The organism is Paenibacillus sp. IITD108, assembly GCF_036541265.1.
Classification (GTDB): domain Bacteria; phylum Bacillota; class Bacilli; order Paenibacillales; family Paenibacillaceae; genus Pristimantibacillus.
The window spans coordinates 49,963-70,562 of record NZ_JAZHCT010000028.1 but is presented as its reverse complement, the minus strand read 5'-3'; the positions used below and the strand labels follow the sequence as shown (position 1 = coordinate 70,562).

Sequence of the window (20,600 nt, the reverse complement as noted above, 5' to 3'; positions counted from 1 at the left end):
TGTAATAGATATTGCTCATCATCAGTTTGTGATTTTGTTTACATATGAGGATATATTGAAAAAAACTAGTGAAATAATTAAAAGTATACTTGTTGTATCTTTTATGAGGAAACAAATTGCTCCAATTAATAAAAGTCCAAATAAATTAAAGGATAGGAGTCTAGCCAAAAAAGAATTTTTTATTATTTTAGCTACAACGTACTTTAAAGAACTAACTAAAGTATGAAATATATATAGACTTAAAAAAAATAAGGAGAAAACAGCAAAACCAAGATCTGAAGTATAAGAATTGGAAACTAGGGAGTTATCCATGGTTGTAACTAAGAAACTATACACTAAGCTTAGAATTAAGGAGAGGATTATTGCATCAAACAAGAATTCTTTTTCTAGCGATTTCATCTTCAGTGCTCCTTTAACTAAAAATTCCCTTCCCAATAATCAGCGATCATATTGCTTTTTAGACGCTTATTGCTAGGTAAATGTTTTCTAAATTTGCGAAAAGTGTTGGAAAGTTCAAATTTTCTCCTTATACCCGTTCCTATATTTCAACGGTTAATGCGCTTGTCTAAAGGACGTCGGAAGCCGTCTATCCTCAAATAATGAAAATTTCTTCCAATTACACCTCTGATGAAATAAAATTTCAACGAATCGACATAAAGCACCATACATTTCTTGTGAATGATTGTAATATGGCAACAGCGGTCGGAAGCCAAACTTGCGCACAGTGCTATTCCTTTCGGTTGCTTGTTACCCTATTCCCTACGAATCAGCAGTTCGACCAGATCAATACTTTTATGGAGAAACAGAAATATACTAGTAAAAATAATATGTAGAAGGAGGGAAAGAAGGTTGCAGCGTACCCTCTATTGGAAGCTTTTCGCCAACTATTTCATGCTTATTCTTATTCCTCTCCTTGCAGCCAGCTTGCTTATTCACCTGTTCGTCGTGCAAATGATCGAGAATGATGCCGAGCGCTACAACACAGTTATTATGAATCGTTTCTCCGAGCAGACGGACACGGCTCTGCACCAATTACAAACGAGCATGATCCATTTGCTGAGCACATCGAATTTGAAAAGCTTGCTGCTCCTCCCAGACCAATCGGAGGAACACTCTGAACGCCGAATGGAACTGCTTCATTCCTTGCGCGATCAGCTGCAGCAGCTGGAATCGAATGAAATGGTCGATCATGCCTACTATTATTTTGCCGGTAAGGATTTGATTGTCGCCGCTGAAACCTATACATCCAAAGCCTATTATTACGACGAACGGCTGCAAATTAGCAAGCAAAGCCGAAGAATGCTGGAGGCAGAGCTTTATGGGAAGAAAATGATGGACTTTCTCGAGACTGCAGCTCTTACAACGGCAGTAAGCTATCCGTTTAACAGCAACGATCCAGATGTATATTTGCTTGTAGCGCTTCGCTCCGACAAGCTGCGCAAGCAAATTACAATCGATGAGAAGTGGGTTACGGGGACGGCGATTATGAATGCTGCAGGCAAAATAATAGCCGATGCAGGTTTGTCCCCACAGGTGCAGGAGGAGCTGACCAGGCGGATCAGAGCAGGGAGCATTGATGGAAGCAGTCGTTTTATTGTGGATGGACAGATGGGGCAATCCTGGATGAAATCTGTTTTTAGTGAATCCTGGCATTATATCAGCCTGGTAGATTTGAAAGCACTTATGAAGCCTGTCCGTATCGTACAGGGGGCGAGCTGGCTATTCTTTATTTTTTTTCTTATTATCGGCGGTTTTGTTTCCTATCAGCTGAGCAAACGCCTGTATCGGCCTATCCGTGAAATCAATGATGAGCTGAAGCTGCATCACATGCCGGCACCGGGAGCTAATCGTGAGGGCAATGAGCTGGATATGATCAAGCGCTATTCACAGTCTATTATGGTGAAAAATAAAGAGCTATACCAATTGGTTTCAGGAATGCAGCCTTTTATGCAGGAGCAATTTGTTACGCAGCTGCTGCTTGGCCAATATAGAGATGAGCTGTCAATAGACTATTATGCCAGAGAGATTGGTTTTGCTTACAATAAGCATACGCCAAGAACGGTGATTGCTATTGCCTTGCACTTTAATGCTGTTCCGTATGCGTCCATCTCCGAAACCTCCAAAATGTTCTGGTTAGCTGAACTGAAGGATAAAATTGCTGACGCGGGTACCGGCCATCTATGGTTTTGCCTGACCAAGCCGGACGTTCTTGCCTGTGTGCTGCATCACAAGTCTGATGCTTTAGCAGCGTCAAATGAGCACTCATTTTCAGATTATGATTCGGCTGCTCTCAAAAGTGAGGCATTACGTGTGGCGGAGCGTATACAAGCGCTTCTGCTGCAGCATGGCAAAGATTATTGCAAGGCTACTATCGGGGTTGGCAAACCGGTTAAACAGCTGGATTCCCTTCATCGCTCCTACGAAAATGCAGTAGACCAACTCATTTATCGCGGCCTTAAGCAAACGGTTGAAATATGCGTGAATGATTTTTCTGAATCGAAAGAAACGCAGCAAGCCGAGGCTTTTTTATCGAGCCAGGAAGTAGCTCAAATGATGAATCAGTATAAAGCGGGGCAGCTGGATGAGCTGCTGCAATTTGTATTGAGATTGCTGGAGGACGGGGAGAAGCGGGATACAACCGCTGTACAAATTAAATATTTATGCACGGATGTGCTGCATACCTGGATTCGCGCATTAGAATTGGAGCGTCATGACTGGAACGTCCCTTATTACTACAATTTGTTTGACAGAATCAATCGCTGTATGACCTGGGAGGAGCTGCGCAGCAGCTTTACTGAAATTCACCGGCAGTTATTCAGCAAGCCACAGAGCAGTAAAGGCGGGCAGTTTGCAGAAATATTGCTGTATATCGAGCAGCATATTGACCAAGAGCTGTCCATTGAACACTTTGCAGAGCAAATGAAAATGTCGACGGGTCATTTCAGCCGCAAGTTCAAAGAAGAGGTTGGAGAGAAGTATGTAGAGTATATTGCGAAAATAAGGCTGAACCGTGCTAAACAGCTGCTGCTCGACACGGATCTGAAAATGGATGACATCGCGGAACAGGTAGGCTATTGGGGGCGTAATTCTTTAATACGCGCATTTCGCAAGTACGAAGGCATTACACCCGCCAAATATCGCTCGATTCATATGCCTGATTAAAGGGCATTTATTTTCCGAAAGTCTCATTATTTTCTTGCTGCATGGCGCTGAAGTGCCATTTTCCTGCGTGGCAAATGAAGCGCCTTTATACAAATAACCATGCTTTACGGCGGTCTGCAATCCATATATAGTTTGAGCTACAACAAATTTGTAAGGGCTTACACGGCGGAGGTGAAAAGGAATGACGCGCCTGGGACGAATGGGTTACGTGCTGAAAAAGCACAGGACGCTATATTTGCTCATGCTGCCCGGTATTTTGTATTACATCATTTTTAAATATGTTCCGATGTATGGCATCATTATCGCTTTTCAGGATTATTCCGTAGGCCGCGGCATTTTGGGCAGCAGGTTTATTGGCCTAAAGCATTATATTGAGTTTTTCTATGTAACGCCAGATGCGTGGAAGCTTATACGCAATACCATCATGTTAAACGTGTACGATTTGATCTTTCATTTCCCTGCGCCGATTATTCTAGCCATTTTATTCCATGAACTAAGAGGGAAATGGTTTAGGCGTTTTGTGCAAAACATCAGCTACTTGCCCCATTTTCTTTCTACTGTTGTTATTGCCGGTATTATGGTCACTTTTCTATCCCCCACAACAGGCGTTATCAATCATTTGCTCGTACAATGGTTCGGCATCGAACCGATTATGTTTCTCGGTTTGCCCGAATGGTTCCGGACGCTGTATGTAGGCTCGGAAATATGGCAGAAGGTCGGTTGGGGAACGATTCTTTATTTGGCTGCAATAGCCGGCATCGACCCGCAGCTGTATGAAGCGGCGAAGATGGATGGCGCTAACCGGTTTCAGCAGATGCGGCATATTACCTTTGTCGGTATGATGCCAGTCATGATCATTTTGTTCGTGCTTACACTGGGCAATTTTATGGAGGCGAGCTTTGAAAAAATATTGCTTCTGTACAACACGATGAACTATGAGACTTCTGACGTTATTAATACTTTTGTGTATAGACGCGGTATTTTGGATGCTGATTTCAGCTTTGCGACAGCGGTAGGACTATTCCAGTCGGCAATTGGGTTTATTTTGGTCGTAACTGCAAATCGGATTGTACGCAAATATTCGGAAACAAGCCTATGGTAATGGAGGTGTGAGATGAGAAAGCAGGAAACATTCGCCTCGCGGCTGTTTGATGTTGGCAATATTTTGTTCATGCTGGTGCTGGTAGTCGTCATGATGTATCCGCTGGTTTACGTATTCTCTGCCTCCATCAGCAATAACGCCCTTGTTGCCAGCGGTGCTGTACTTCTTTTTCCGAAGGATATTACATGGATTGCCTATGAGCAGCTTGTTAAAAGATCGGAGCTGTGGATCAGCTACTGGAATACGATTCGTTATGCGTTCGTTCATATGGTGTTTACGCTTGCGGCAACCTCTGCTATGGCTTATCCGCTGGCGAAGCGCTGGCTGCCCGGCCGCAGACTAATATTGATGCTGGCTGCTTTTACATTGCTGTTCAGCGGCGGAATGATTCCAACCTTTCTAGTCGTGCAAAAACTAGGCATGCTGAATACAATATGGGCGATTGTGCTGCCTACGCTGATCAGCACCTGGCATTTGTTTATTATGCGGACGTTTTTCGAGGCGCTGCCAGCCGAGCTGGAGGATGCGGCAGCGATAGACGGCTGCGGCCCGATGCAAATACTGATGCGTATCGTTGTGCCGCTTTCATTGCCTGTATTTGCAACGATCAGCTTATTTACAGTCGTCAATCAATGGAATGCATTTTTTAACGCTCTTATCTATTTAAGCGATCGCGATATGTATCCTCTGCAAATTATGCTGCGCAATATTTTAATAGCCGGACAAAATGTGCAGGGTGAAGGGGATATGACTCATCTGGAGACACTGAAATACGCCATGATTATTATCGGAACGCTGCCGATTCTATGCATGTATCCGTTCGTTCAAAAATATTTTGTGCAGGGAACGATGATTGGCGGCATCAAGGGGTAACTAGGGGCGGTCGATTAATTGTGGGCAACTATTTAGAAGCAATGAGAAAGGGGGAACGGAGAGCGAGATTGGGAATGGAGAAGCGGCAGCGTCCGCCTTTGTAGGCCAATTTTATCCTTTACTGGTGTTATTGATTGAAAAAATTGGACTACAACAGCGGTCGGAATCCCAATCTTGATCGCAGTGGAGTCTTTTGCTATTGCTTGTTGCCCTATCTACAATTAATCGACAGCCTCAGTTAGTTTGATAGTTATGGATCAACTCGATCCATTGCTATATGCAGTTCAAATGAAGAGGGAGGTTAGGCTATGAAGCGATCCTGGTTCACTACAGCTTTAGCTGCGATTATGCTTGTCTCTTTGGTCCTGACGGCTTGCTCTGGCACAAAGGGCGGCGATGGCAAGTTAAGTCCTGACAAACCAGTCACTTTCTCGTGGCTCGTCTATGACAGGGTTGAAGGGAAAGTGCGGGATGATTGGGAGATTTTCAAAGAAATCGAGAAGAAAACAGGCGTGAAAATTCAATTCCAGATTGTCAGCCAGGAAGGGCTGGAAGAGAAGCGGCAAATTATGATGGCGACGAATTCCACGACAGATTTTATACATGTTCCTACACAGGATGGCAGGGAGCATGGGCCTGATAAGGTATTTTTAAATTTAGAAAAATATTTGGACAAAGCGCCAAATCTGAAAGCCTTCTATGATAAATATCCAGAGGCAAAAGCGCTTGCGACAGGCTCGGATGGCGGGCTGTATACGGTGCCTCAGCTCGAGGGCGATGCGGAAGGAAAGGGCTTCAATTTTATATGGTATGGCAGAAAGGATTTAATTGATAAGTACAATCTGCAGCCGCCGACTACTGTAGATGAATTTTATAACTATTTAAAGGCATTAAAGGAAAAAGAACCGGGCACTTATCCGTTGATATCTAACGCTATAGTGGGCGATACCGGCTTGTATACGACCTTCGGCAGAATTTTTACAGGCATTCATGGCTTCTATAATATTGATCCAACATCTGACCGTTATGAATTTGCGCCTTACCATGCCGGCTATAAAGATATGCTTGTGTTTTTGAATAAGCTGTATGCCGAAAAGCTGCTTGATCCTGAGTTCTCCCTGCTGACGCAGGCGCAGTGGGAAGAGCGGATATTGACGGGCAAGTCGCTTGTAACTTACTTCTGGAAAGCGGATATGGAGATGCTTATCTCCAAGGCCCGCAATGCTGGCATCAGCGAATATGATTTGGATGCTACGCCGCTCTTCGCGGCTGACGGCATTAAAAACTATCAGTTCTCCAGACCGATCGTAGGAACGACGGGAAGAGCCATTTCCGCCAAGGTAAAGGATAAGGAGCGGGCCGTTCAGTTTCTCGATTACCTGTTGAGCGAGGAAGGGCGGAACTATTTATCACTAGGGATTGAAGGCAAGACCTATACGTTGGAGGATGGCAAGCCAGTGTACAATCCTGAATTCGGCACATCGCCGTTTGCGATTCTGCGTAAGGATTGGGGCGTTTGGTACGATATGGTTACGCTTGACAATGCGATATCCAGAGAGGTGTGGGAGCGCGGGCTGAGCGATAAGAGCAAGGAGATTAATGCCAGCTACGAACAATATATTATTCCTTCTCCTAAGCAAATTGTAAAAACAGAAGAAGAGCTGGAGCTGGAAAAATCGAAGCTTAACAACCTTAACAAGTTTTTGGAGCAAAAAATAACCGAGTTCGTTACAGGCAAAACACCAATTAATGACGAGAACTATAATCAATTCATCGACCAGGCGAAAAAGCTCGGTTCTGATGATTTGCTGAATATGTACAACGAAGCTTACACGAGAACTTACGGCGGAAAATAAATATAAAAAAGCGGAGGATATAACAGCATGGACGATTTCAAAATCATTGATGTCGATGTCCATAATGAACAGGATGACGCCGCGCTGATTCCTTACTTGCCTGAGCCGTGGCGCTCCCGCGTAGCGTCTTCGGGCATCGGCTACGCCGGTTCCGGCTATTACTCGCCTATCGGCGTCATGAAGAAGGACTCGATCCCGCCTGGAGGAGGCAAAGCAGGCTCGGACGCTGATTTTATGATCAAGCAGTTAATTGAAGGGTATAACCTGGACTATGCTGTGCTTACCGGCGTCGTGTACAACATATCCAGCACACACGACCCCGACTATGCGGCTGCCATATGCTCAGCCTACAACGACTATTTAATAGCGGAGTGGCTGGGCAAGCATAAGGCGTTCAAAGGCGCCATGGTTGTTGCCACGCAGGACCCTCTGCTCGCGGCGCGCGAAATTGACAGGATTGGCGGTCATCCTGATATTGTTGAGGTGATGATTTCAAGCGCGGCGCGCTCGCCGCTGGGGCAGCGTCATTACCATCCGATTTATGAAGCGGCACAGCGCAACGGCTTGCCGTTAGCGATTCATCCAGGAGCAGAAGGCGGCGGCAGCTCGACTGCTCCTACCGCTGCAGGCTATCCCTCGCGTTATATAGAATGGCATACTTGTTTGTCGCAAATGTTTATGGTGCACTTGGTCAGTATGGTATGCGAAGGAGTATTCGTTAAATTTCCGAATCTTAAAGTGGTGCTGGTAGAAGGGGGAGTAGCCTGGCTGCCTGCCCTGATGTGGCGGCTTGATAAAAACTACAAGGCGCTGCGCGCAACGGTGCCATGGCTGAAAAAACTGCCGAGCCAGTATATTCGAGAGCATTGTTATTTATCGACCCAGCCGATTGAAGAGCCTGACAATCCGCAGCATTTAGTCGATTTGTTTAATATGATTGATGCCGAAAATATGCTGTTGTATTCGAGTGATTATCCGCATTGGGATTTTGACTCGCCTACTCAAATATTGCGGAAGCTTAGCCAGGAGGCTCGCAAAAAGATCTTTTACGAAAACGCAAAGCAGCTATATAAACTGTCATAATGCGCAGGTAGAAGGAGGATGGCTATGGCGGTGCATTATGTGCTAAAGGAAGGTGACATTCCAAGGGGCGGGCATGCCGTTATTGAAGTCGAAGGAAAGCAGATTGGCGTGTATCGGCTTGAGGATGGCTATGCAGCTATTTTGAATTACTGTCCTCACCAGGGAGCGCCGATGTGCTCCGGGCATGTCACGGGTACGAACCTGCCCTCGGGCGTATACGAATATGACTATGGAAGAACAGGAGAAATTATACGATGCCCATGGCATGGCTGGGAATTCGACCTTCGTACCGGCAAATCCTTGTTTAGTGACAAGACAAGAGTGAAAAAGTATGACGTGGTTGTAGAGGACGGGAAAATAGGCATTGTGACCGGTAAGAATTAATGCGCGGGATGCTGGGAATTTCCCAGTTGGTCAGTCGTTCCGTTATTACGTCCCAAATCGCAGTTTTGAGGTGGCAAAGTGACAGGCGTTCCGTTATTGGTCCATAAATCGCAGAAAAAGCACTATTGAGAGCCGAATAGAGGAATGTGTGTCCGCGAAAATGAAAAAATGGCTGTTTTAAGGCAAATAGCGGAATGTGTGACCATCTCGCGGCCGGTAAAATAATAAAAAGCACGCAGCGCCTAATAGGGGGAATGCGTGCTTTTTATTGCTGCGCTAGCCGCTTAGCATGATCAATTCATGATCAATTGTTCAGGCGGCTAATATAGCTTGAGACAGAATCAAAAGGCAGTCTGATTTGCACGACGCCATTGCCAAAACGTTCTGTCGCACCGGACCAATTCCGGCATTTGGCGATTAAACGATCATTTTCATATTGCTCTTGCGAAATCCAAAACGAAAGGGTGGTCGTATCTGGGTGTTTGTTTTGAATCAGATCAATAAGCGAGGATAAACATTTTGAAAATAGCCGGGTTTTACGGCTGGCTGCTGCCAAATAACAGACCTCAATCTGGCATATTTGGGGGTCAGCATATTCCTGTTCGCTCGTGCCATGGACAATGCCGAGGGCGCCAACCAGCTCATAGGGATCTTCCTCGAAGACCAGCAATACTTGGCCAAGGATGAGCGGGCTGCTGATCAGGCTCAGCTTCATGCCGAAAGGATATGGCAGGCCCAGCTTGTCATGATGCTGCAATAAGAAGCGTAAATAAGCATCATGATTCTTTTCAAATCTGGCAGGATGAATAATGAATGGCATAATTATGGCTTAACAACGCGCAAAGCATCGTTGGCCATTACAATTTTTTCAATTTTAACTCCACTCTTTGTTCCTTTCAACGATGGTGGTTGAGGTACCATATTTGTTTCCTCCTTTTCAATATAAAAGTTTTATACTGTCTCATATTTCATCGGTAAACGCGCCTGTCCAAAGCCGTTTATCCTTGACAGTTACTACTGATAGAAACATTATAACAAAGAGAATTTTGCAAGAAAAGATTGAAAATGAGAAATAGGTGCCGAAAAAACGCGCTCATCGCCAATCGTTCCAGACCGGTCGAAATGGCTTGTAGTAAGCTTGCCGTAAAGCTCGCACAAATACTCATTATCAACGAGTGCGGCAAATTGCACCTCTTCTACTGTTGAATACTCTGTCGCTATTGTGTGGATCAAAAAACTTAGGCCGCGCATAAACATTCGGCTCAGCTTATATTCTTTTTTGCATACTGCGATGTCTACATAGGCAATTTGCTTGTTGCGAAATTGTTCATCCTCCGTGCCGATGAAAAAGGCGGTGACGCCAATAATATCGCCGTTTCCGTCCTTTACTGTGATGATATGCCCATTTGTAACGTAACCGTATATTAGGGCCACCATATCTGTTGTTGTATAGGCGGGATGAATCATATGCTTATGCTCTATTATAAACAATGCAGCCTTTGCCAGATTGTGATCGTCATTACAAATTGAAATAAACATTTGGCGGCCTCCCTGTTAAATTTACTCAGATCCTCATTGGCTAGTTGCTTCTTTCATCCTCTTCAGCAGGGTACGCTCCAGTGAATCCAGCAATTGCGGGTGCTGTTCTACTAATCGCCCAAAGGATTCCCTTCTAATTGCCATTAATATGCCATGTCCCATAGATTTGACTGTAGCTGTGCGCGGGATATTGCGGATTAGGGCAATTTCGCCGAAATAATCGCCATCCTGCAGCATTGCAACTCGTTTATTGGATAGATCGGCTTGCTGCTTTAAAATTTCAAAGCGGCCATGCGCAATTAAATAAAAGGTATTGCCCTGTTCGCCTTCGCGAATCACTACTTCATCAGGCTGGCAGGTTACAGTTGTAAAAAGGGAGGACAGCTGCTGCAGAGCTGGCAGCTCAATGCCTGCAAAGAATGGCAGCATAGCAAGCCGCTCCGCTTCTACGGCAGCCAGCTGCCCATCCTCGGAAAGCTGGAAGCCATGCTGCTTTTCCCATAAAGAATGAAATAATCCCTGACCCTCCATCAAATCTGTAAAACTTCCTTGCTCGGCGATATGCCCGTCTTGGAATACATAAATATAATCAGCATCTCTGGTAGAGGCCAGGCGATGGGTGACGGAAACGATCGTATGCTTGCCTTTAAGCGAAGCAATCATCTGGTTGATTTCACTTTCATTAATCGGGTCAAGCGCAGCGGTCACTTCATCCAGCAGCAGCAGCTTGGGCTTGCGCAGTAGCGCTCTGGCAATCGCTAGCCGCTGGCGTTCGCCGCCGGACAGCGATGCGCCATCATGCTGGATGACGGTATTATAACCCATAGGCCAGTTCGCAATCGTAGAGTGAATTTGTGCTTGTGACGCAGCGTCCACCAGCGCTTCTTGACTATTGTCAGCAGCAGCGATTTGCAGGTTTTCTGCTATTGTCGTGTTGAACAGGAAGGTGTCCTGCGTAACCATCGTCATCATCTCGCGCAAGGAGGCATCCTCTGCTTCACGCAAATCGACGCCGTTGAAAGTGATCGAGCCCTGTACCGGATCATAGAAGCGGGCAAGCAGCTTCAGGGCGGTGCTTTTTCCGGAGCCGCTGGGACCGACGAAAGCAATATAGCTGCCAGGCGCAATCGTAAGCTCGATTTGCTTCAGCAGCGCAGCATTGCTTTCATAGCCAAAGGACACCTGCTGCAGGTGAACTTGCGGCAGCACAGGCTCAAGCTTAATGGGATGAGCCGATTGAGGCAGCTTCGTGTCCTGCTCCAACAGCTCATTGACACGTTTGAAGCTGACGGCGGAATCTATCATTTCGGGAAGAAGCACGCTAAGATTTGTTGCAGATTGGCCAACGCTCATAAATAAAGTGAAAAAGGCCATAAAGCTTCCAATCGTTAATGCATCTTGAAAGATGAGGTAGCCGCCAAAGCCGATCATAATGCCGTTAAGCAGCAGCAGCGAAATAAGCGGCAGTCTGGTCATCCAGGTATGTATAAGGTGAAGTCTAAGGCCGGAGCGGTAAATGGCGCTGATCTGGCCCTCAGCCTGCTGCTGAAAGGACGCTCCTAAATTTAAGTTTTTAATAGTGGAGTGGCCTTTGATCATTTCATCAATGGTGTTGGAAAACTGTTCTTCCGATTGCTTGTAGCTCTCGGAGGCCTGTTCTGCTTTTCCTTGCAGCAGCTTCGGGCCGATAAACATGAGCGATGACCCAAGCAGCATGACAAGCGTCAGCCGCCATTCAAGCGAAAGCAAGAGGCCAAGCCCAAGGACTAGTGCTAATGCTTCTTTTATGAGAAAAGGGCTGGTCGTACTTATAACGCGATCTATTGCATCCATATCGCTTGAGAAGCGGGATACGAGATCGCCTACTCGAAATCGGGAGAAGAAGGGAGCTGTTTGTTTTTGAATATGCTGGAATAAGCGCTTGCGCAAATTTCGGATGGCGATTCCGCTTACTTTTCCGATGGAATAATCACCAAAGGCGCCAGCAGCAATGCTGAGCAAGCCGCCAATTAGAAGCAAGGACAGTATAAATATAAATACTTGCCAGTCTTTATTGGTAAAGGCGTCGTCGACAATATATTTCAAGCTTAGCGTTGAAAAAGAGGCATATCCTATCTCGATGAAAACACTAATGACAAATAGTATGGATAGCCACTTCTGCTTTTTTACAGAGCTGCTAATTAACTTCCCGGATTTCACGCTTGCCGACCTCCTAATCTATCTATTATTTTTTAATATATAAGAATTATAAGTTTTTAACAATTGTACTCCTTCATTTCTTTGGAGGAAATGCCATCATTATGTCGAAATAATTGTTTTAAAAGGAGTGAACATGATGAAGCTATCCTTTACAACGCTAGGCTGTCCGAAATGGACGATAGACGAAATTATTGAACGTGCAGCACAGTATGGGTTCGATGCGATTGATTTTCGCGGGCTTGGCGACGAGCTGGATGTGTTCAAGCTGCCTGAATTTACGACGAATTTAGAGCAGACGAAGCAGAAAATATCGGCGGCAGGCCTTGCGGTCTCATGCTTTTCCAGCTCTGTCCAGCTAGTATCGGAGCAAAATTTTGATAAAAATTGCAAGGAAATTGAAGAATATGCAAAGCTATGTGAGTATTTTGGAGCGAAGTATATTCGTGTATTTGGCGGCCGATTCGAAATGGATCGTGAGCAAGCGGTGCAAATTGCAGTCCGTCAGCTTCAGCAAATGGCTGATATTGCAAGCCCTCATGGCGTAAAGCTGCTTATTGAAACGCATGACGCCTGGATTTCATGCGATGAGCTCGTCAAAATTATGGAGCAGGTCAATCCGCAGCAGGTCGGTATTCTATGGGATGTGCATCACCCATACCGTATGGTGCAAGAGGATCCTCAGCGCACATGGGAAGTGCTTGGCAAGTGGATTGAATATGCACATGTGAAGGACTCCTTGCCAGCGCCGGATACAACGTTAGGCTTCCGTTATTGCTTGACGGGAGAAGGGGATGTTCCTCTTGAACAAATCTATCGGCTGCTCACACAAAACGGTTATGATGGCTATTACGCGCTGGAATGGGAGAAAAAATGGCTGCCAGACCTGGCTGAGCCTGAGATTGTCTTCCCGCAATATGTAAGCTTTATGCGTGCATTGCGCAGCGGACAAGTTGTATAAGTTTAGTTGAAAAAGCCTGCATTTTAAACCGATACATCGGCTTATATGCAGGCTTTTATAATTCGCAACAATGTTTTTTTCAGCGGATCTTGGGCAGCGTCCTTGCATTTATCGAGAAACTATACGTTTTTGGACAAGGTCGGTGTAACGCGTTCCTTTTTACGGTCAATCGTTATCCATATCAATCCTACAGCCATAAGCGCTGCGCCGGCAATTTGCATCATGGCGATGCTTTCATCGAACATAAAATACCCTGTAATAACGGCGCTGGCAGGAACGGCATAGCGGAAAAAGTTAGAGCGCGTCGCGCCTACTCTGTACATCGAAGCATTCCAGACAATGAAGGCCAGAACGGTACAAATCAGCACATTGTAGAAAATGATGCCGTACTGTTCAAATTGCAGCCGGCCCCAATCCGTTTCACCCCATCTGCCTATTGTAAATGGAACAATAAAGATCGCGCCGAAGAAGATCGTCCAAGTGCTTACTCTTAGAGCAGAAAATTGTCGCATAAGCGACATGGAGCTTAAGTTGAACAGCGGTCCTATTATACTAATGGATAATGCCATCGCATTCCCGATCATAAGGTCAGAAGATAGACTGAAGCCTTCCTCGCCGCCTAGTATGACAAAGCTGACTCCGAATAGACAAATAGCTCCGCCAATAATAAGCTTTGGCGTAATTGCTTCTTTTATAAATAGGGGAGACAACAAGGCCGCAAAGATGGGCCATGGCGCCACGTTAAGCAGCGAAGCATTGGCAAGCGTTGTAAACTTGATTGCATACATAACGATAATTTCAAGCGCGGTTACGCCCAGCAAGCCGACAAGCGCGATTTTTGGCACAAGCCGCCAAGGTATGCCGATGCTCCCTTCCTTCCATTTTAATAGAATAAAGAAAAAAGGAACGGCAAGACCGAACCGCAGCAAGGTGAATACGATCGGATGGAAGGATTCCATCGCCAGGCGCGATACTCCAAAATTAACGCCCCACGAAACCGCAACTAAAATAAGTCCACAATAGCTTAGCCACGCTTTATTCATTTCTGCTCTCTCCATCACTCAAATTATGTATCTGCTAGAACACTAGAGATGATTATACATCAATTCCAATAATGAGCAATGGGATAATTATGCGTGGACCTGAAAAGAAGTGTACAATTTTTTTCTTAAGCAAAATTTAGCCATGGTGAACGAGAGGACTGGGTATCAGATGCGGAATAACTATTTTTGCCAATGCACGTCTATATAGATATATTGTGCATTGTTACTCAGAGAGGAAGCATTAGGAAATGCGAATTTTGTTTATTGAAAAGTGCAAATTAAAGGGAGAAATTGAAATGAGATTTTAATTATTATATTAGTGAGTTCCATAGGATTAACGGGATGTGAAAAGAAGGTACTTTATTATTATGACGTCTAATCATTACCAAAAGTTTTAATATTACCTAAAATAAATGGTAAATACTTATTCAGAAGGTCCAGTTCTGCGACCAAACGATCTACAGACAGTTGTGCCTTCTTATGCTAAATTGCTCTGATATACCCCGGCAGTAACCATGAGTCTCCATCATCAGAGTATCCTTCACCATTTATTTTTTCAAAGGCTAACGGTTGCAGGAAGCGCTAAAGTGTGGAAATTTGCTCATTTTTAATTCTAACGGTTATAAGAGGCCTTATTTGCCTAAATCCCGTCATAAATAGGGCAAAAGTTCATATATAGCGCCTGTCGCAACCGTTAAAATTTCAAAGCCCTCTTTTTTCGCGAAATAGCGCTTCCCACAACCGTTACAGTGTTGATGTTGCCGATTCTTCGCGGTACCGTGCTGGGAGATGCACACTTTGGTGAAGAAAGTACGGCGAAGAGCAAGAGTGGAACTGGAGCGCAGATTCTGCCTTTACAGAATTGACTCCATGGCAGCATATGTAATATAATGGGCAAATGAAACCTTTTGGTTTCATTATTTCAGAAGGTTTTAGTCGAACTAACAATCTAACTAACATCGGAGGGCAATTATGAGCAACGATCAAAGCAATTTTCATGAAATTCGTCAAATAAATGTATTTCGCGCGCCAATTCAAAAGGTTTGGTCAGCTGTAGCAACTGCAGAAGGCCTTTCGGCATGGTTTATGCCAAATGACTTCAAGCCGATTGTCGGCCACAGCTTTCATCTGGATGCAGGTCCGTTCGGCCATTCGCCATGTACGGTAACTGAAGTCGAGCCGCCGAATCGTCTTTCATTCCATTGGGGCAAGGATTGGACACTTACATTTGAGCTGCGGGCAGTCAATGAGCAGGAAACGGAGTGCATCCTTATTCACGGTGGATGGGATGAAGCGAAGGTGACAGAGTTTGGACAATCGCATACGCAAATTCGCGGCAATATGAGCCAGGGCTGGATAGGTCTAATGAAAAAGCTTGGCGGCATGGTGGAGGAAGGGCAGTAATGAACGCTCCCTCCAAAAAGCCTGATGTTTTTCAAGCGATTGCCGATCCTACAAGACGCAAATTGATTCAAATGCTCTCTGAGCAAGAGATGGCCGTCAATACGATAAGCGGCCATTTCTCTATGACTCGGACAGCTGTATCCAAGCACTTGCGCATATTAACAGATGCCGGGTTGCTTCAGGAAACAAAGTTCGGCCGGGAAACAAGGTATAAGACAAGCCATGAGCCGCTGCTTGAGCTGAAGCGCTGGCTCTCCTACTACGAACGATTCTGGGAGAACAAGATGAATATGCTGCGCCATTATGTGGAAAATGACGAGCAGCGGGAAAGCAGCGAGCGCCATACGGAGTAGCTGCTTCTTAACTCCTTGATCAATCAAATAAAACTGCTTTATTGGGGTCCTTTAGATATTCAAACATTGAAATAATCTGTGACTTGGTGTTGCGCGATTGAGAAAGCTCGGGCAAGCTATGCTCGGAGAAAAATGCGACCTCGCTTGTTTCCAGCCCGCCAGTCAGCTCGCCGCCTATTATGGCGCAGTGAATAAATATTTTATAGACATGGAATGGATCAGGCGGGTGTTGATGGCATTTTTTATCCAGAACAGCAAGCAGCTTTATTGGCTCGACCAGCAAGCCGGCTTCTTCCTGAACCTCCTTCATCGCCACCTCGGCAGGAGAGTAGCCGATATCAGCCCAGCCGCCCGGCAATGCCCATGCATTGTCGGATTTTTCGCGTACGAGCAGGATTTGATCCTTATGAAAAATAACAGTTCTTACATCAACCTTTGGAGTAGCGTATCCTGTATCACTTGCGAAAGTAAGTTTAATTTTTTCGTGGCTTATTCCTGTATAGCTGGCAAGTATGTCAACGCTAATATCGCGCAGCTGTTCGTATCTCTCTTTGTCATACGGATCTTTGCAGTAGGTTAATCCGCTTTGAGCAATTGCCTGCAATTGCTTGCTCCACTCCAGCCATTTGTGTTCCATTCGATCCCTCCTATTATTCGTGCATCCCCAATAATTGTAATTCAAAATGGTAGTACTTAGGAAATAAAATTGTTTGACAGTTAAATTAGGCGATGATATAATACTAACTAATCCAAGTGGAAAGCTTTGAATTATCATGTGATACAATTATAGGTTCTTCTCATTTAGGTATATAGACAATAATATATGATTGAAAAATGGATAGGAGTGATTCAAATGGCAGCAGTTCAAACGTTTAAAGCGACAGCGCATTTGCAAGAGGGAGTTCGTGTTGTTACAAAGGCACGTCAATTTGAATTAATTATTGATGAGCCAAAGTCATTGGGAGGAACGGATACAGGAATGAATCCTGTAGAGGTGCTGCTTGCTTCTCTAGGCGCCTGCCAATCTATCGTTGCCCGCGTATATGCTCCAAAGTTCGGCGTTAATCTTGAAGATTTCCAAGTAGATGTTGAAGGTGATCTTGATTTGGACGGCTTCTTCAACCGCAGCGAGGTTCGCCCTGGCTACTCCGATATCCGTTATGTGTTCCGTATCAAGACGGATTCGCCGCAGGATAAGGTAGAAGAGTTTGTAGCCTTCCTGGAAAGCAAATGCCCGGTAGGCGATACGATTGCCAACGCCGTTAACTTGAAGCTTGACCGTATTGAAATTGAACGTCCTTTATTGAAATAATAATATATTTTATACTTATATCGGAGCTCCTTGTTGATCAAGGTCTCCGATTTTTACTTATTGTTAAGCGAGACGATCTTTTTATTTTTGCGACCTAAAGCGGTAAGCCGTCGATTCGTTGTAGTAGTTAAATGTAGATAAATAACCGAGCATAAGTTGTAATGCCTTCTGTTTAGAATTGTAACGGAACTGAGAGGCTCTATTTAGCAATAAAAAGGTGTTTTAAAACTGTAACGGAACTGTGGAGCGCTATAGGTAATCTTTTCCCCGTTCAAGTAGTGAATTTGAGTAAATAAGGTTTCTCAGTTCCTTTAGATTTTAGAATAAGCTGATTTCCGTACAATAGCGTGTCTTAGGAGACTGTCGATTCATTGTGGATAGTTGCAACAAGCAATAGAAAGGGGTATCACTGCGATCAAGATTGGGATTCCGACCGCTGTTGTAGTCTAATTTTTATGATTAAATAACCCCTGTAAAGGAAAAGGCGGACGCTGCCGCTTCTCCATTCCCATTCTTGCTCTCCGTTTCCCCTTTCTCATTGCTTATCAATAGTTGCCCGCAATGAATCGACAGTCTCCTCAGTTCCGTTAGCGTTTTTCAATGCATTTAGATTTCATTTTTCTTCGAGCTTACTAAGGTCGCAGATTCTTAGTTTGGAAGCACCGATATTCGCATCGCGGATAGCGGTGCTTTCTTTTTTTTAAATGAATTGTGTATAGTATAGCTAATTGAACAAAGCTATCCAATAACCTATAAATGTGACTCTGCACAGCAAAAGGGGGGATCATATGCTCAAGCTGGGAAAACTGAACACATTGCGCAATCAGATTTTTTTAGGATTTTTAACGGTCATGTTTATCGTCCTTGCTACGGTTGGCGTTGTCATTTTTGATCAGGTATCTGCCGTGCTGCGCAGCAATGCGGAAAAGCATATTCAGCAAACGGCTGTCCAGGCTACCGGCAAGCTCGATGCGCTGCTGAAGCAAATGGACACTTTAATGGCTCAAATCGCGACGAATGCTTCCACCCAGTGGCTGCTGTCTCAGTCCATGGACGGTATGCAAACCACCTTTCAGCAGCGCCAAGCTCTGCAGCAGGAGGTTCGCAAATTCGAGGCGTTTGCAACAGGCATTCGCTCCATTGATTTATATACACGGGATTATCAGGGCCTGCTTCCGCTCGATACAATTCCTTTGACGAGCCGGATGCCGCAAGAATGGATGGAACAAGTTGAACGGGAAAAAGGTCGGCTTGTATGGTTCGGAATCGATCCTTACAATTCGGATGTGGTTATAGCAGCCAGGAGCATAAGGCTGATGGATCGTTCTTTTTCTCATGGCGGGTATTTAACGGTGCGCATAGACAAAAGCTATTTTGAGTTTATTGATGCGAAAGCCGGTGAGAGCGGAACGAGAGAACTGATGGCGTTGTTCGACAGCGGCGGGCATATGATTGCTTCAGATTTTGTAGCTAAGGTTGATGCAGCTGAAATGTTCGATCAGGAGCAGCAAACGATTCAAGTCGAAGGCAAAACGTATATACCTATACGCCAGGAAGCGGCTACAACGGGCTGGACACTCGTTATTTTGACACCTTCGGATTATGCAGTGGAAGGCATTTCTGTACTGCGAACGGCCATCATCGTTGCGGGCTTGATTGGAGGCTTGCTGTTTTTAATTATGACCTTTATTTTATCAACGATGATTACAAGGCCAATATTGAATTTGATCAGGGCGATGAGAAGCTCTAAAATGGGGACGCTGCAGCCAAGCACCGTTACTACGCAGACGATGGAAATTAACGAGCTTAATAATACGTATAATCAATTAGTTGTTCATTTGAACGAGCTGATTGAAGTGGTGTACGAGAAGGAAATTACACAAAGCCGAACCGAGCTCAAAGCGCTGCAGGCGCAAATCAATCCTCACTTTTTATTTAATACGCTAGAAGCGTTTTATTGGTCGCTGGATGAGAAGGGCGAGGAGGAGCTGGCTGAAATTGTAGTCGCGATGTCCGGTATATTCCGCTACGTCATTAATCGGACAGATGAGGAAGAATGGGTTACGATCGGGGATGAGCTGGATCATGCAGAGCGCTATTTGAAAATTATGAAAATGAGAATGCTCGACCGCTTAACGTGGCATATTGATGTGGATGCAGCATGTCGGCAGACAGCGATTCCGAAGCTGCTTATTCAGCCGCTCGTTGAAAATGCGATATTGCATGGCGTTGAGAAAAGACGTGGTCAGGGCGTAGTAAGACTTACGGTCCGACGATCGGCTAGGGAAGGGTTTATTTATATTGCAGTCAAGGATGATGGTCCGGGCATGTCGGACGAGCAGCTTAAGCAGCTGGATGAAATCGTGAAGGGTGCTAGCAAAACAAGGGGAGAAAACGGAATCGGCATGGCCAATGTGCAGAAACGGCTGCAGCTAAGCTTTCCAGCAGAAACTGCAGGTTTAGTTATAACAAGCAAGTCGGGTGAAGGCACGACCGTATCATTTGAAATTCCAATAAATCGTTTGGGGGAACGGGAGCAATGAAAACCATTTTAGTTGTAGATGACGAGCCGCGTACAAGAGAAGGGGTTCGCAAAACATTAGAGGGCTGGTCAGCGGGCAAATATAATATCGTGCTTGCGGAAAGCGGGGTAGAGGCGCTGGAATGGCTGGACTCCAATCAAGCCAATTTGCTCATAACAGATATAAGAATGCCTGAAATCGGCGGCTTGGAATTGGTGGAGAAGCTCAGCAGCCTTGCTCATCCTCCAGTCGTTATTATTATATCCGGCCATCCAGAGTTTGATTATGCACAGAGGGCGCTGCAATTTGGCGTTGTCGAATATTTATTAAAGCCACTCGATAAGGTCAAGCTAGTAGAAGCCGTAGAGAAGGGATTGCAGCGCGAGCAGGAAATGAACCGGATTGTGCGTATGGAGAAGCTAGTAGATGTCAAACTAATGGAGACTGCTCAAGAGGAAAAGACGTACAGCGCGCAGGTGCGCGAAGCGCTGCAATTTGTGGACAGCCATCTTGGCGAAGCCATCACAATGCGGGAGGTAGCCGAGCATATTCATACAAACGCAAGTTACTTCAGTGTTTTATTTAAAGAGCAGACAGGATTGACCTTCAGTGATTATTTAACCAGACGACGCATTCAAAGAGCGAAGGAGCTGCTGACCAATACACAGTTATCCATTGCGGATATTGCCGAACAGGTCGGCTATCAGACAGCGAAGTATTTCGTCAAGGTATTCCGCTCGCATGAGAATTTGAGTCCTTCACAATATCGCCAAAGCAATAAGGATTCCTCCGCCAGCATCGAATAAGCTG

The 20,600-nt window shown here is 45.1% G+C and carries 18 protein-coding genes; 13 read left to right on the top strand and 5 right to left on the bottom strand.

Features of this window, described 5'->3' with window-relative positions:
* The 7 genes from V1L65_RS21315 to V1L65_RS21285 form a co-directional block, all read left to right on the top strand.
* The coding region (locus V1L65_RS21315) for a hypothetical protein (protein WP_331701276.1) at positions 1–226 on the top strand (226 nt) is incomplete at its 5' end.
* A 623-nt stretch (positions 227–849) separates the two neighbouring features.
* Positions 850–3,162 carry a helix-turn-helix domain-containing protein gene (locus V1L65_RS21310; protein ID WP_331701275.1) on the top strand — a complete coding sequence of 771 codons (2,313 nt, stop codon included), beginning with the start codon at positions 850–852 and terminating at the stop codon, positions 3,160–3,162.
* 181 nt (positions 3,163–3,343) lie between these two features.
* Entirely contained in the window at positions 3,344–4,264 is a 921-nt protein-coding gene (locus V1L65_RS21305; RefSeq protein WP_331701274.1) for an ABC transporter permease, read from the top strand.
* Positions 4,265–4,276: 12 nt separating this feature from the next.
* Positions 4,277–5,137 carry a carbohydrate ABC transporter permease gene (locus V1L65_RS21300; RefSeq protein ID WP_331701273.1) on the top strand — a complete coding sequence of 287 codons (861 nt, stop codon included), beginning with the start codon at positions 4,277–4,279 and terminating at the stop codon, positions 5,135–5,137.
* Between the two features lie 308 nt (positions 5,138–5,445).
* Entirely contained in the window at positions 5,446–6,993 is a 1,548-nt protein-coding gene (locus tag V1L65_RS21295; protein ID WP_331701272.1) for an extracellular solute-binding protein, read from the top strand.
* 27 nt (positions 6,994–7,020) lie between these two features.
* A complete protein-coding gene (locus V1L65_RS21290) occupies positions 7,021–8,076 on the top strand; it encodes an amidohydrolase family protein (protein WP_331701271.1) in 1,056 nt (351 codons plus the stop codon).
* A 24-nt stretch (positions 8,077–8,100) separates the two neighbouring features.
* Positions 8,101–8,460: a Rieske (2Fe-2S) protein gene (locus V1L65_RS21285; RefSeq protein WP_331701270.1), complete on the top strand. Its 360-nt coding sequence runs from the start codon at positions 8,101–8,103 to the stop codon at positions 8,458–8,460.
* A 304-nt stretch (positions 8,461–8,764) separates the two neighbouring features.
* On the opposite strand, the gene V1L65_RS21280 is transcribed toward V1L65_RS21285, so the two are convergent.
* The 3 genes from V1L65_RS21280 to V1L65_RS21270 all read right to left on the bottom strand — a co-directional run bounded on the left by V1L65_RS21280 (position 8,765) and on the right by V1L65_RS21270 (position 12,198).
* Complete coding sequence (locus V1L65_RS21280) at positions 8,765–9,280, bottom strand: hypothetical protein (protein ID WP_331701269.1); 516 nt, start codon at positions 9,278–9,280, stop codon at positions 8,765–8,767.
* A gap of 209 nt (positions 9,281–9,489) precedes the next feature.
* Positions 9,490–9,999 (bottom strand): hypothetical protein, encoded by a 510-nt coding sequence (locus tag V1L65_RS21275; RefSeq protein ID WP_331701268.1) that lies wholly within the window; start codon positions 9,997–9,999, stop codon positions 9,490–9,492.
* 33 nt (positions 10,000–10,032) lie between these two features.
* Positions 10,033–12,198, bottom strand: coding sequence for an ABC transporter transmembrane domain-containing protein (locus V1L65_RS21270; protein ID WP_331701267.1), 2,166 nt, complete (start codon positions 12,196–12,198; stop codon positions 10,033–10,035).
* Positions 12,199–12,331: 133 nt separating this feature from the next.
* Here V1L65_RS21270 and V1L65_RS21265 point away from each other — a divergent pair, with 133 nt between their 5' ends.
* Positions 12,332–13,156 (top strand): sugar phosphate isomerase/epimerase family protein, encoded by an 825-nt coding sequence (locus V1L65_RS21265; protein ID WP_331701266.1) that lies wholly within the window; start codon positions 12,332–12,334, stop codon positions 13,154–13,156.
* 119 nt (positions 13,157–13,275) lie between these two features.
* On the opposite strand, the gene V1L65_RS21260 is transcribed toward V1L65_RS21265, so the two are convergent.
* Complete coding sequence (locus tag V1L65_RS21260; RefSeq protein ID WP_331701265.1) at positions 13,276–14,199, bottom strand: DMT family transporter; 924 nt, start codon at positions 14,197–14,199, stop codon at positions 13,276–13,278.
* A gap of 972 nt (positions 14,200–15,171) precedes the next feature.
* Here V1L65_RS21260 and V1L65_RS21255 point away from each other — a divergent pair.
* Both V1L65_RS21255 and V1L65_RS21250 read left to right on the top strand, forming a co-directional pair.
* Positions 15,172–15,603, top strand: coding sequence for an SRPBCC family protein (locus V1L65_RS21255; RefSeq protein WP_331701264.1), 432 nt, complete (start codon positions 15,172–15,174; stop codon positions 15,601–15,603).
* Entirely contained in the window at positions 15,603–15,956 is a 354-nt protein-coding gene (locus tag V1L65_RS21250) for an ArsR/SmtB family transcription factor (protein ID WP_331701263.1), read from the top strand. Before V1L65_RS21255 ends, V1L65_RS21250 begins: the two co-directional genes overlap by 1 nt.
* 19 nt (positions 15,957–15,975) lie before the next feature.
* On the opposite strand, the gene V1L65_RS21245 is transcribed toward V1L65_RS21250, so the two are convergent.
* Positions 15,976–16,593: an NUDIX hydrolase gene (locus tag V1L65_RS21245; protein WP_331701262.1), complete on the bottom strand. Its 618-nt coding sequence runs from the start codon at positions 16,591–16,593 to the stop codon at positions 15,976–15,978.
* A gap of 216 nt (positions 16,594–16,809) precedes the next feature.
* Between V1L65_RS21245 and V1L65_RS21240 the strand changes: the two genes are divergently transcribed.
* From V1L65_RS21240 to V1L65_RS21230, 3 genes are all read left to right on the top strand, one after another.
* On the top strand, positions 16,810–17,268 hold the full coding sequence (locus V1L65_RS21240) for an OsmC family protein (protein ID WP_331701261.1): 459 nt from the start codon (positions 16,810–16,812) through the stop codon (positions 17,266–17,268).
* Between the two features lie 788 nt (positions 17,269–18,056).
* Positions 18,057–19,811, top strand: coding sequence for a cache domain-containing sensor histidine kinase (locus V1L65_RS21235; protein ID WP_331701259.1), 1,755 nt, complete (start codon positions 18,057–18,059; stop codon positions 19,809–19,811).
* On the top strand, positions 19,808–20,596 hold the full coding sequence (locus tag V1L65_RS21230; protein WP_331701258.1) for a response regulator transcription factor: 789 nt from the start codon (positions 19,808–19,810) through the stop codon (positions 20,594–20,596). The genes V1L65_RS21235 and V1L65_RS21230 overlap by 4 nt, the downstream gene beginning before the upstream one ends.
* The last annotated feature ends 4 nt before the right edge of the window (positions 20,597–20,600 follow it).

Excerpts from the sequence above, each read along its gene's own strand:
- V1L65_RS21240 (WP_331701261.1), top strand. The coding sequence starts at position 16,810 with ATGGCAGCAGTTCAAACGTTTAAAGCGACAGCGCATTTGCAAGAGGGA.
- V1L65_RS21280 (WP_331701269.1), bottom strand. The coding sequence starts at position 9,280 with ATGCCATTCATTATTCATCCTGCCAGATTTGAAAAGAATCATGATGCT.
- V1L65_RS21230 (WP_331701258.1), top strand. The coding sequence starts at position 19,808 with ATGAAAACCATTTTAGTTGTAGATGACGAGCCGCGTACAAGAGAAGGG.
- V1L65_RS21265 (WP_331701266.1), top strand. The coding sequence starts at position 12,332 with ATGATGAAGCTATCCTTTACAACGCTAGGCTGTCCGAAATGGACGATA.
- V1L65_RS21275 (WP_331701268.1), bottom strand. The coding sequence starts at position 9,999 with ATGTTTATTTCAATTTGTAATGACGATCACAATCTGGCAAAGGCTGCA.
- V1L65_RS21255 (WP_331701264.1), top strand. The coding sequence starts at position 15,172 with ATGAGCAACGATCAAAGCAATTTTCATGAAATTCGTCAAATAAATGTA.
- V1L65_RS21300 (WP_331701273.1), top strand. The coding sequence starts at position 4,277 with ATGAGAAAGCAGGAAACATTCGCCTCGCGGCTGTTTGATGTTGGCAAT.
- V1L65_RS21260 (WP_331701265.1), bottom strand. The coding sequence starts at position 14,199 with ATGAATAAAGCGTGGCTAAGCTATTGTGGACTTATTTTAGTTGCGGTT.
- V1L65_RS21305 (WP_331701274.1), top strand. The coding sequence starts at position 3,344 with ATGACGCGCCTGGGACGAATGGGTTACGTGCTGAAAAAGCACAGGACG.
- V1L65_RS21285 (WP_331701270.1), top strand. The coding sequence starts at position 8,101 with ATGGCGGTGCATTATGTGCTAAAGGAAGGTGACATTCCAAGGGGCGGG.
- V1L65_RS21295 (WP_331701272.1), top strand. The coding sequence starts at position 5,446 with ATGAAGCGATCCTGGTTCACTACAGCTTTAGCTGCGATTATGCTTGTC.
- V1L65_RS21290 (WP_331701271.1), top strand. The coding sequence starts at position 7,021 with ATGGACGATTTCAAAATCATTGATGTCGATGTCCATAATGAACAGGAT.
- V1L65_RS21235 (WP_331701259.1), top strand. The coding sequence starts at position 18,057 with ATGCTCAAGCTGGGAAAACTGAACACATTGCGCAATCAGATTTTTTTA.
- V1L65_RS21250 (WP_331701263.1), top strand. The coding sequence starts at position 15,603 with ATGAACGCTCCCTCCAAAAAGCCTGATGTTTTTCAAGCGATTGCCGAT.
- V1L65_RS21245 (WP_331701262.1), bottom strand. The coding sequence starts at position 16,593 with ATGGAACACAAATGGCTGGAGTGGAGCAAGCAATTGCAGGCAATTGCT.